The sequence below is a fragment of the Paenibacillus konkukensis genome (assembly GCF_023523925.1).
Lineage (GTDB): Bacteria > Bacillota > Bacilli > Paenibacillales > NBRC-103111 > Paenibacillus_S > Paenibacillus_S doosanensis.
The window spans coordinates 2,370,953-2,382,973 of record NZ_CP027059.1 but is presented as its reverse complement, the minus strand read 5'-3'; the positions used below and the strand labels follow the sequence as shown (position 1 = coordinate 2,382,973).

At 55.0% G+C, this 12,021-nt stretch carries 11 protein-coding genes; 10 read left to right on the top strand and 1 reads right to left on the bottom strand.

Going from position 1 to position 12,021, the window contains the following annotated elements:
- Positions 1 to 32 precede the first annotated feature (32 nt).
- The 3 genes from SK3146_RS10215 (at position 33) to SK3146_RS10205 (ending at position 3,931) form a co-directional block, all read left to right on the top strand.
- Positions 33 to 470, top strand: coding sequence for a hypothetical protein (locus SK3146_RS10215; RefSeq protein ID WP_249864975.1), 438 nt, complete (start codon positions 33 to 35; stop codon positions 468 to 470).
- A gap of 141 nt (positions 471 to 611) precedes the next feature.
- On the top strand, positions 612 to 2,654 hold the full coding sequence (locus SK3146_RS10210; protein WP_249864974.1) for a glycoside hydrolase family 15 protein: 2,043 nt from the start codon (positions 612 to 614) through the stop codon (positions 2,652 to 2,654).
- Positions 2,651 to 3,931, top strand: a complete 1,281-nt coding sequence (locus tag SK3146_RS10205) for a glucose 1-dehydrogenase (protein WP_249864973.1) — start codon at positions 2,651 to 2,653, stop codon at positions 3,929 to 3,931. Before SK3146_RS10210 ends, SK3146_RS10205 begins: the two co-directional genes overlap by 4 nt.
- A gap of 77 nt (positions 3,932 to 4,008) precedes the next feature.
- On the opposite strand, the gene SK3146_RS10200 is transcribed toward SK3146_RS10205, so the two are convergent.
- On the bottom strand, positions 4,009 to 4,869 hold the full coding sequence (locus SK3146_RS10200; RefSeq protein WP_249864972.1) for an AraC family transcriptional regulator: 861 nt from the start codon (positions 4,867 to 4,869) through the stop codon (positions 4,009 to 4,011).
- Between the two features lie 78 nt (positions 4,870 to 4,947).
- On the opposite strand from SK3146_RS10200, the gene SK3146_RS10195 reads away from it, so the two are divergent.
- From SK3146_RS10195 to rihC, 7 genes are all read left to right on the top strand, one after another.
- Positions 4,948 to 5,382 carry a disulfide oxidoreductase gene (locus SK3146_RS10195; RefSeq protein WP_249864971.1) on the top strand — a complete coding sequence of 145 codons (435 nt, stop codon included), beginning with the start codon at positions 4,948 to 4,950 and terminating at the stop codon, positions 5,380 to 5,382.
- A gap of 115 nt (positions 5,383 to 5,497) precedes the next feature.
- Entirely contained in the window at positions 5,498 to 6,796 is a 1,299-nt protein-coding gene (locus tag SK3146_RS10190; RefSeq protein WP_249864970.1) for an alpha-glucosidase/alpha-galactosidase, read from the top strand.
- A 224-nt stretch (positions 6,797 to 7,020) separates the two neighbouring features.
- Positions 7,021 to 7,830, top strand: coding sequence for a glutamate racemase (gene racE, locus SK3146_RS10185; RefSeq protein WP_249864969.1), 810 nt, complete (start codon positions 7,021 to 7,023; stop codon positions 7,828 to 7,830).
- A 156-nt stretch (positions 7,831 to 7,986) separates the two neighbouring features.
- A complete protein-coding gene (locus tag SK3146_RS10180) occupies positions 7,987 to 8,925 on the top strand; it encodes a M14 family metallopeptidase (protein WP_249864968.1) in 939 nt (312 codons plus the stop codon).
- A gap of 206 nt (positions 8,926 to 9,131) precedes the next feature.
- Positions 9,132 to 10,106, top strand: coding sequence for a LacI family DNA-binding transcriptional regulator (locus SK3146_RS10175; protein ID WP_249864967.1), 975 nt, complete (start codon positions 9,132 to 9,134; stop codon positions 10,104 to 10,106).
- A gap of 55 nt (positions 10,107 to 10,161) precedes the next feature.
- Complete coding sequence (gene rbsK / locus SK3146_RS10170) at positions 10,162 to 11,010, top strand: ribokinase (RefSeq protein WP_249864966.1); 849 nt, start codon at positions 10,162 to 10,164, stop codon at positions 11,008 to 11,010.
- Between the two features lie 74 nt (positions 11,011 to 11,084).
- On the top strand, positions 11,085 to 12,005 hold the full coding sequence (gene rihC / locus SK3146_RS10165) for a ribonucleoside hydrolase RihC (protein ID WP_249864965.1): 921 nt from the start codon (positions 11,085 to 11,087) through the stop codon (positions 12,003 to 12,005).
- The last annotated feature ends 16 nt before the right edge of the window (positions 12,006 to 12,021 follow it).

Here is a 12,021-nt window from a genome sequence, read left to right as displayed (position 1 = left end):
GAGAGACTACATCATGAAGGGGGATCATGAAGATGAGAGATAAGATCATGAACCGTTGGAGCACTTATGAACCCTTTTATGTTGAATTTAACGGATATAAAATCGCGGACATCGTCATTACCAGCCATGCCCTGTCCCGGTGGTCGGAACGAGTGGAAAGCGATCAAGGCGGGATTGAGCATATTTGTGCTTTTCTATGGGACGCCTTGAAATTCGCACGGGTTCAGCCTTATTACGAGAATGAAAAGGACGTTTACTTGATTGACCAGGACTTGGTCATGGTCGCCGAATTTATGACTATCAAGGAAGAGACGGATATCGCCGGAAATCCTCTACATAAAATGGTCGTGGTTACTTTCCTGGGGAAAATATCGGAGGATATCCAGCTCAGGGATTTGAAAGCGTATTATTCGTGGCTGCGTCATTCCCGGCGAATGACGCTTGTCAAGCACGGCCGAAAGCGCAAATGAAGACAATGAATAAGGTTGAACAGGAAGAAGCATGCGGGGAACCCGTCATGCTTTTTTTTGTTGCCGGGAAAGGAGCCGCCGCTGCATAATTTAGGCCCGGATGCGGGGAAATTAGAGAGAGATAGGAAGGAGGATCTAAGGATGGCACGCGACTTACCTCTTAGCAACGGGAATGTGCTGGTGAATTTCGACACCCATTATAATTTGCGGGATATTTATTTCCCTTATGTAGGTCAGGAAAATCAAGCGGCAGACCACCTGTCCCATTTCGGCGTGTGGACGCCGGAAGATTTTTTCTGGATTGATCATCAAGATTTCAAAAAAAGCGCCTCCTATTTGAACGACTCGATGGTAACCCAGGTGGCAGGCGAACATGCGCGGCTAGGGCTGAAGATGACGCTGCGCGACGGAGTGGATGTGCAGGAGAATGTGTTCGTGCGCAAGGTGCAGCTGGAGAACAAATGGGACCGCGAGCGGACGGTCAAGCTGTACTTCCATCTGGACTTGCATTTATACGGCAACGGGGTTGGCGACACGGTCTATTACGATCCGGATCTGGGTTCGCTTGTTTTCTATAAAGGCCACCGCTACATGTCGCTGTCCTGCTGCGGCGGGCCCGACAGCAAGAAAGCCGGCTGCACGAGCTACGCGATCGGCCAGAAGGAAATGAACGGACTAGAAGGAACCTGGAGAGATGCGGAGGACGGCCAGCTCGGACGCAATCCGATTGCGCAGGGCTCGGTCGACGGCACGATCGAGCTGGAAGTGAAGCTGCCTGCCCGCGGATCGGCGGAGGCGTGGTTCTGGATTTGCTTCGCGAGGAGTCCTCAGGAAATCGCCAGGACGGAGAAGAGCGTCAGGGAAACGGGGCCTCAGGCTATGCTGCAGAGGACCTACATTTATTGGCTTCACTGGCTGGCGCGGGACCGTCACGATTTGAGCCTGATCGATAAGGATATGGCGTCTTTTTACAAAAGAAGTCTGCTTGTCGTACGCACGAATATGGATAACCGCGGAGCAATCGTAGCGGCCAACGATTCGGATATATTGAAGTTCGCCCGCGACACGTATTCGTATATGTGGCCGCGCGACGGGGCGTTGATCGCCCATGCTTTGGACCGCTCCGGGTATGTATCGCTGACGAGCAAGTTTTTTCAATTTTGCCGGCGGGCGATTACTCCGGAAGGATATTTGCAGCACAAATATAACCCGGACGGTTCGGCGGGCTCCAGCTGGCATCCGTGGATCAATCCGGCCGGGGAGAAGCAGCTGCCGATTCAAGAGGATGAAACGGCGCTGGTGCTGTTTGCGATGTGGCATCATCATCAGCTGGGCAAGACGCTGGACGACGCCCGCGAGGATTACGATCAATTCGTCGTTCCGGCGGCCGGGTTTCTAGCCAGCTACAAGGATGCGTCGGGGCTTCCGCTGCCTTCCTACGATCTGTGGGAGGAGCGTTACGGCGTTCATGCATTTACCGTAGCGAGCGTATATGCCGGGCTGCTGGCGGCCAGCAAATTCGCCGAGCATTTCCGGGACAAGGCGCGGATGATGTATTACCGCGATGCGGCTCAAGCGGTCAAATCGGCCGTCGAGAAGCATATGTACTCCGAGCAGGAGAAACGGTTCATCAGGTCGCTGTATTGGAATCGCGACAAGAATACGTACGAGCCGGATTTGACGCTCGATGCCAGCTTGTATGCGCTGTTCGACTTTGAAATGTTCGCCGCGGACGATCCGCGCATTACGGCGACGATGAAGGCGATTCGGCAGCAGCTGTGGATTCAGACCGAAGTCGGCGGCATCGGCCGCTATACGAACGATTATTATCATCAAGTGACCAAAGATATCGGCAAGGTGCCGGGTAACCCTTGGTTCATATGCACGCTCTGGTATGCCGAATGGGTCATCGCCGTCGCCAAGAAGGAATCCGAGCTGAAGGAAGCCGCGGAGATGATCCGCTGGACGATGAAGCACGCGCTGCCGACCGGAATTTTGGCGGAGCAGGTGCATCCGTTTACGGGCGCGCCGCTATCGGTCTCTCCTCTGACATGGTCCCATGCTTCCTTTGTCAAGGTCGTACAGGAGTATATGTCCAAGCTGAAGCAGCTGAAAAATAAAGGCCGCGGCAAGGAAGATATTAGCGACGCGAAGCTGCTGCAGACGACGGGAGGCCCGCGATGATGAAGACGGTGAGATTGACGGGCTTGCAGGCGGCGACGGCAGCTCCAGGCGGGCTCCCGGGACAAGGACAAGGAAAGCGCGATCCGGCCGGGGACGGGCCTGAGGTCAAGGCGAAGGCTGCCGAAACCGTCAAGCTGGAGCTGACCGAGACCGAGCGTCCGCAGCTCAAGTATCCGTCGGAGGTGCTGGTGCGAGTATTATGCGTCGGCCTCGACGGCACCGACCGGGAGCTGATGACCGAAAAGTACGGCGTACCCCCGGAAGGGAAAGACGCGCTCACGATCGGCCACGAATCGCTCGGCGTTGTCGTGGAGGCCGGGGAGGCTTCGGGACTTGCGGCGGGCGATCTCGTATGCGCGCTGGTGCGCAGACCGTGCAATGACCCGGAATGCGTCAACTGCCGCAGCGGGCATTCCGACTTCTGCGAAACCGGTCATTATGTGGAGCGGGGCATTAAGGGCCGCGACGGTTATTTGAGCGAATATTATGCGGAGGATGCGAGGTACTTGGTCAAGGTGCCGCCGGCTTGTCTGGACTACGGCGTGCTGACCGAGCCGCAAAGCATCGTCGAGAAAGTATGGGACCAGGTGCAGCGCATCCAGCAGCGGCTGATCTGGCAGCCCAAGACGGTGCTGGTGCTCGGCTCCGGGCCGCTCGGCCTGCTGGCGGCCCTGACGAGCCGGTGTCTCGGACTCGACACCGTCGTCTGGTCCAAGTCGCCGGCGGATAGTCCGGCGGCGGAGCTCGTTCGCGCCTGCGGGGCCGAGTTCCGGCAGGCGGATGAGGCCGGCGACGCAGGCAGCGGCGGCACAGGAAGCGCTGAGACGCTCAGCGGCTTCCTGCAGCGGCGCGGCAAGCGCGTCGACATGATCTACGAATGCACGGGCTACAGCCCGCTCGCATTCGAAGCGATGACGGCGCTCGGACCCGGCGGCGTGCTCGCGCTGCTCGGCGTGACGCCGGGAGGCCGCAGCTTGCAGGTGCCGGCGGATGCGATCAATCAGGAGCTGGTGCTGGAAAATAAATGCGTGCTCGGCTCGGTCAACGCTTCGCGTAAAGATTTCGAAACCGGATTGTACCGGCTACAGCAGATGGAGGAGAAGTTCCCCGGCCTGCTTGGCCGGATAATGAGCGACAGGCTGACGATGGAGCAGGTGCCGGGGCTCGACTTTTCGAAAATTGCCGTTAAAGCCGTCGTGGATGTGGTGCCGCAGCCGCAATGGCGGGACATGCTCTCTCATAGCTCATCGCCGGTGGAGTACAGTTTTTCAGTATGAGGCGCGCGGCAGGTTAACATACAGCGAGACTTTCTTTCCTATACATGGAAAGAAAGTCTCGTTTTTTCACGCGTATTTCATTGACTGCAATCGTACGGATTCGTCGTTTGATCCTGGCGGTATTCGGACGGAGAGCGTCCGTACCATTTCTTGAATTGCTTGGAGAAATATAGCGGATCGCCGAAGCCGACGGAAGAAGCGACCTGCTCGACGGTCAAAGCTTCATGGAGCAGCAGCTTGGCCCGTTCCATACGGATTTTCAACAGAAAATTCATAGGGGCCATTCCGGTATGCTGCTTGAACATTTTCGATAGATGGGTGCGATGGTAGCCGAGCGTCTGGGCCATCGATTCGATCGAGATCGGCTGATGATACTGCAGCGTCAGCCAGCGGATCGCCTGCTCCACCTGCTGCTGGATGCCGGGGGCCTCCTTCTTCGGAATGGCTTCCTCTATTAAATCCTCGGCATATTCCGCGAGAACGAGTCTCATATAGCCCTGAGACTGCATATCTGCATGAGGCGGGCACTTGTGCAGCGTCCGTTCGATTTGATGGTACAAGGCGGTCATTCTGCGATGCTGCTTCGTCGAAGCGACCGGATGATGCTGGGAGATGCCGAGACCGCTCAAATATTCGTCGGCCCTCGGACCCTTGAACCCGATCCACCGGTAGCACCACGGGTCGGCCTCGTCCGATTCGTAGCTGACGAGCTCTCCCGGGAAGATGAAGAAGCTGTCGCCCCGCTCCAAATCGTAGTCGATCCCCATGCAGCGGAACGTGCCGCGGCCTGAGACGACATAATGAACAAGATGATAATCGAGCACCTGGGGGCCGACCCGGTGCCGCGGCTTCGTCTGGGAATGGCCGCTGAACAGAACGGCCAATTCTCCTTTGCCCGGCTGCGAATTGAACGCTACGGAATGGTAGGATTCCTTCATATGGAACACCTCGTCATCTTTTGTTATGATGATAGAAGGAAAAAATTAGTTCAAGATTATAGGAGCGAACGACTGCGAATGAATCGATGGATGAAAGATAACGCACTACATCTGTCTTGGGTTGTAGCGCTGACAGCTACGCTCGGAAGCTTGTATTTCTCGGAAATTATGCATTTTTTACCCTGCAAGCTCTGCTGGTATCAGCGCATTCTGATGTATCCTCTCGTGATTATACTCGGCATAGCGGCGGTGCGCAAGGATGTGCGGCATTATGTGTACGTCCTGCCTCTAAGCGTATGGGGGGCGGGCATCTCGCTCTATCATTACTTGATGCAGAAGACTTCATGGTTCAAGGACGGGGCGACGGCGTGCGGTCCGGTTCCGTGCGACGTCGATTATATCGATTGGTTCGGCTTTGTTACGATCCCTCTGCTGGCGCTGACGGCGTTCGTGCTGATCACGGTGTTGATGATCCTGCTGATGCTGGCGGTGCGGTCGAATCCGCAAACGTAACGAACTACATTTCTCCATGCAAAAGTGGTTTGTCTCCATATGCATCCAGCCTGCCCGGGAGTATAGTCTAAGTAAGCAATGAGAATTCATTCAAGGAACCGGGAGGCTGGAATTTATGTCCAAAATTACTTTTCTGGGAGCTGGAAGCACCGTATTTGCCAAGAACGTGCTGGGAGATTGCATGATGACGCCGTCCTTGCAGGGCTTTGAGCTCGCGTTGTTCGACATCGATCTGGAGCGTCTGAAAGATTCGGAGAACATGCTGAATAACCTGAAGCAATCGGCAGGCAGCAGCTGCGTCGTGAAAGCGTATACCGACCGCAAGGAGGCTTTGCGCGGGGCCAAGTACGTCGTGAACGCCATTCAGGTGGGCGGCTACGATCCGTGTACGATTACGGATTTTGAAATTCCGAAGAAATACGGCTTGCGCCAGACGATTGCCGATACGGTCGGCATCGGCGGCATTTTCCGCAATCTGCGCACGATCCCGGTCATGCTGGATTTCGCCAAGGACATTCAGGAGGTATGCCCGGACGCCTGGTTCTTGAATTACACGAACCCGATGGCGGTGCTGACCAATGCGATGAATACGTACGGCGGCGTCAAGACGGTCGGCTTGTGCCACAGCGTGCAGGGCTGCGTGTCCCATCTGTTCAAGAACCTCGAGATGGAATCCGAGGGCGTGCAGTGGAAAATCGCCGGCATCAACCATATGGCCTGGCTGCTGGAGGTAACCAAGGACGGCGTCGATCTGTATCCGGAAATTAAGCGACGCGCCCGGGAAAAGCAGCGGGAGAAGCATAGCGATATGGTACGCTATGAGCTGATGTTCCGCTTCGGTTACTATGTCACCGAATCCTCGGAGCATAACGCCGAGTACCATCCGTATTTTATCAAGAAAAACTATCCTGAGCTGGTCGACCGGTATAACATCCCTCTCGACGAATATCCCCGCCGCTGCGTTCGGCAAATCGAGAGATGGAGAACGATGCGCGAGGAGCTCGTTAACAACAAAAATCTGGAGCATAAGCGTTCCAAGGAATACGCTTCCTATATGTTTGACGCGATGGAGACGAACAATCCGTTCAAAATCGGCGGCAACGTCATGAACACGGGGCTCATTACGAATTTGCCGAAGGAAGCTTGCGTCGAGGTGTCCTGCCTGGTCGATGCGAGCGGCGTCACTCCGACATATGTCGGCGATCTGCCGCCGCAGCTGGCGGCGCTCAACCGCACCAATATCAATACGCAGCTGCTCACCCTGGAGGCGGCGGTCACCGGCAAGAAGGAGCATATTTACCACGCGGCGATGCTCGATCCGCATACGGCGGCGGAGCTGTCCATGGACGATATTGTCGCGATGTGCGACGATCTGATCGAAGCTCACGGCAGTTGGCTTCCCAAATTCGTCTAAATAACGATTCGGCTCCCCAAGGCGATAATCTGCCTTCGGGGAGCTTTTGTTATCTCGGGAGCTGCTTCTTGGAGGAATAAAACAGGCGCGCGGAAAGCTTGCATAAAGGGCGAATTCGAGGCTGGCGCGTGTGCGTTCGCTTGGTACCTTTCTGCTTCTACCATCATACTCTATTAGAGGTCATGCAGCGTTTCATAATCCTCAGTCAAAGGAAGCGAAAACTTGTGCAGCAAGCGATAGCGATTTTGGATTCAGGAGTAGGCGGCCTGACGGTTGTGAAAGAGGTTGTGCGTCAGCTCCCGCAGGAGAACATCATTTATTTCGGGGACACGGACCGGACCCCGTATGGCCCGAGAGACCCGCAAGAAGTCGTGCAATTTACTCACCAAATCGTCGATTTTTTGTTGCAATTTCAACCGAAGATGGTAGTTATCGCCTGCAACACAGCAACAGCGGTTGCTTTGGATGAGATCCGCACCCGGCTTACGATTCCGGTGGTCGGGGTTATTCATCCGGGTGCGCGCGCTGCTATCAGAACGACGCGCAGCGGGGTGATCGGGGTCATCGGAACGGAAGGCACGATCCGGAGCAACGCCTACGAGCAGGCGCTGCGCCAGATGGCTCCGCAAACCCGGGTGTTCAGCGAAGCGTGTCCGCAGTTTGCTCCTCTGGTAGAGAAAGGGCAATTTTATACGGAACAGACCCGGGCGATCGTCTATCAGTCGCTCCAGGGGCTGAAGAACCGGCCGATGGACTGCCTGATACTGGGCTGTACCCATTATCCGTTTTTGGCGGACGCGATTTCCGATGTAATGGGTCCTGAGGTTACGTTGATCAGCTCGGCGGAAGAGACGGCAAGGGAAATCAGCGCCGTATTGGATCATCAGGGGATGCTGGCCGGTACCGACTCGACTCCGGTCCGTCAATTTTTTTGCAGCGGCGACCCGGTTATGTTCAAGCAGATTGCCCAATCTTGGCTGAACGAGCAGATTACGGTGACGCCTGTCGTTTGGCCGATCCCCCATATTATTTGAGAGCGGCGGCAAGCTAACAAGACTTTAGGACGATTCCTTCCCGAATCGTCCGTTTCGTATGGCGGGGCTTCCACGGCCGGAGCATGAATTCGGTACACGCGCGTATATATACATATGGCATCGCATAGCCGGACGAAGGCGGAAGGAGCGAATACAATGGCATTTTTGGTGCGGGAGCGGGACGGAAGCTACGGATACGGCGAAATGCTAAAGGATATGAACCGTCTGCAAGAGCGGTATCCTTTCATACAAGTGGATAGCATTGGCCGCAGTGTGATGGGGCGGCCGATTCCCGCGCTGCGAATTGGTATGGGTAGAAAGGAAATCCATTGCAACGGCGCTTTTCACGCCAATGAATGGATTACGACGATGCTGCTGATGCAGTTTGCCGAAGAATACGCGACCGCCTGCTCCAGGCAAGCCGCGCTCGGAAGCTTCCCGGCGGAGGAACTGTTCGGACAGACGTCGCTGTGGCTGGTGCCGATGGTCAATCCGGACGGAGTAGAGCTTGTGCATCGCGGCGCGGCTCCGGAGCATCCGTATTACCGGCAGCTGCTCGCCTGGAACGGGGGCTCGGAGGACTTCAGCGGCTGGAAGGCCAACATTCGCGGCGTCGATCTGAACGACCAGTTTCCCGCTCATTGGGAGGCGGAGAGGGAGCGCAGAGCGGTGGCTGGCCCTGGGCCGCGGGATTACGGGGGAGTCAGGCCGCTAAGCGAGCCGGAAGCGGCGGCGATGGCGGAGTTTACGCGGCGGCATCGGTTCGAGCTGGTGCTGGCGTTTCATACGCAGGGCAAGGAAATTTACTGGAATTACCGCAATTTGGAGCCGCGGGCGTCGGAGGCGATTGCGCTGCGGCTGGAGAGAAGCAGCGGCTACAAGGCGGTGAAGCTCGGCGACAGCGACGCAGGGTACAAGGATTGGTTCATCCAGCAGTTCGGGCGGCCGGGCTTTACGATTGAAGCGGGCATCGGGGTCAATCCGCTGCCGCTCGACCAGTTCCGCGACATGTACGAGGCGACGGCCCAAGTGATGACGGAGGCGCTGGCCTGCTTAGCGGAACCGCAATGGGAACAGGACCGGGACCGCGAGTAGACACGATAGCGCGCGTTCGCGGCTCAAGGGCTTCTACTAAGCTAGGGCGGGCGATGCCTGCGGCAGCGACGCAAACCGCCCCTCGTCTGCCGTCCGTCGCTGCCGATCTCAGTAATTTCCAGTCGATGAATCTTGTTGACTTCCCTGCTCATCAGTAGTATATTGGATGTGTAACCGGTTACCCTTTTTCAGTTTGGAGTGAGAGTATGGCATCCATTAAAGACGTTGCCAAGATGGCGGGCGTTTCCGTGGCCACGGTGTCCAGAGTATTGAACGACAAAGGATATGTCGGACAACATTCTAGAGAAAAAGTCGAGAAAGCGATTAAAGAATTGAATTACAAACCGAATGAAATAGCGCGAAGTCTGTTCAAGAAGCATTCGAACACGATAGGCTTAATCGTGCCCGATATTATGAATCCGTATTTTCCCGAGTTGGCGAGAGCCGTCGAGGATACGGCCAGTAAATTGGGATACAACGTTATTTTGTGCAATTCGGATGAAAATAAAGAGAAGGAACAAGCCTATTTGGACGTATTGAAGCAAAATTACGTCAACGGCATTATCGTTTCTTCCAACACGCTGACGGCCGAACAGATTGAAGCGCTGAATATTCCAATCGTAAGCATTGACCGTGAAATCAGCAAAGGCCTGCCTACGATTGTCGTAGAGAACAAGAAAGGCGCGAAGGCAGCGACGCATTTTTTGAAAAGCAAGGGGCGCAAGCGAATCGGCCATATTAGAGGCACCGCCGGGGTCGTCAACGCCGAAGAACGGTGCGGTGGCTACAGGGAAGCGGTGGCTGAAGAGCCGTGGTTTACCGAAAGCTATATAGTGAACGGCAATTACGACATGGAATCTTCCATTGACGCGACTCGCGAGCTGCTAGGCAGGCATCCCGACATCGACGGCATTTTTGCGGCTAACGATATGATGGCCATCGGCGCCATTAAAGCCGCTTACCAGCTAGGTAAAAAGGTACCCGAAGAACTTGCCGTCATCGGTTTTGACGGAATTGTGCTCTCCTCCGTCATGATTCCTGAGCTGACGACGGTTGCGCAGCCTATCTATGAAATGGGAGAGCTCGCAACTACAGTCCTCGTTAATTTAATGGAGCAGCAGCCGATGGAGAAGACCTACTACACGTTGGAAGTTGAACTTATAGAGAGAAGAACAACCTAAGGAGCATACTGGTATGGAGCGGAAACCTAAAATAACTGTTGTTGGAAGCATTAACATGGATTTGGTAACCATTACTTCCCGATTGCCGAAATTGGGAGAAACGGTGTTCGGCGATCGGTTTCAAATGAACCCCGGAGGCAAAGGGGCGAATCAAGCGGTAGCTTCAGCCAGACTTGGAGCGCATGTTCGGATGATCGGCCGCGTCGGCAGCGACAGCTTCGGCAAGGACATCTTGCGACATCTTCAACAAGAAGGTGTCGATATAAGCAATGTGGAACCGGTTACAGATCAATCAACGGCAACCGCTACGATTACGGTTTCGGATCAAGAGAACAGTATAATTGTCGTACCCGCAGCGAATAATGATGTAACGGCTGCATTCGTTGAAAGCAAACGGGATGTTATCGCAGACAGCGATATTGTGATTCTTCAGCTGGAGATTCCGCTTGAGGCCGTGAAGAAGGCGGCGGAAATTGCCAAGGCAAACGGGGTAACCGTCATTCTGAATCCGGCGCCGATTCAAGAGCTCCCTTCGGAATGGGTTCCATATATCGATTATTTTACCCCCAACGAGCATGAACAAACGATGCTGAAAAAATCGATCGGCGCGGAGCGGCTGGACGGCAAGCTGATCGTAACTAAAGGAAGCCAAGGCGTGTTTATTCACGACGGCGGCAGCGAAATGAATATTCCCGCTTATTCGATCGATGTTGTCGATACGACGGGAGCCGGAGACGCCTTCAACGGTGGCTTGGCGGTAGCATTAAGCCGGGGGCTGAGCTTGCAGGAGGCATGTCGATTCGGCAACGCCGTAGCCGCTCTCTCGACGACAAAGCTTGGAGCCCAGACGGGAATGCCGACCATGGCCGAAGTCGAAGCTTTTATAAAGAAACAGGCGCAATAGGACGGCAAACGCCAGTCCGCATGCAATGAGATCGCTTACTTAATGCTTATTGAATTCAGGGAGGAACGAAGAAAATGACCAAGAGACCTATTATTATCGATACCGACCCGGGGATTGACGATGCAGTCGCGCTCGCTATCGCGCTGTACAGCGACCAATTGGACGTTCGTTTGATTACTACAGTGGCAGGCAATGTAAGCCTGGATAAGGTGACCTTTAACGCGCTGCGGTTGATGAAATTTTTCAATAAGGATGTTCCTGTTGCCGCGGGTGCGCGCAGACCGCTAATTAAGGAGCCGATCGACGCGAGCGATATCCACGGCCCGACGGGAATGGACGGCTACGATTTCGAACAACCGGACGAAGGTCAGCTGCTGCAAGAGCATGCCGTCAACGCGATGCGCCGCGTCATTATGGACAGCGAGGCGCCGGTCACAATCGTTCCGATCGGCCCTCTGACGAATATCGCCCTCTTGCTCCATATGTATCCGGAAGTGAAGGAACGTATCGCCGAAATCGTATTGATGGGCGGATCTACCGGCCGGGGCAATGCGGGAGTGATGGCGGAATTCAATATTTACGCCGATCCGGAAGCGGCCAAAATCGTCTTCCAAAGCGGACTGCCTCTTGTGATGGTAGGACTCGACGTCGGCCTGAAGGCGCTTGTTTACCCTGAAGACAGCGAGAAGTTAAAGGTCATGAACAAGACCGGGCATATGATGTATCAGTTATTCCAGAAGTATAGAGGCGGAAGCATGAAAACCGGACTGAAGATGTACGACAGCTGCGCCGTTGCTTATTTGCTGCGTCCTGACATGTTCGAAGTGGCGGAAACGTTCGTCGATGTGGAGCTGAACGGATCGCTAACTAGCGGATGTACCGTCGTCGATTTGAAAAACTATTTGAAGCAGCCGGCCAACGCCAAAGTTTGTGTGGATATAGACCCGCATCTCTTCAAGCAATGGTTCATGGAAAGCCTGCAAAAATGTAATTAAGCGCAGCCAGAGGAAT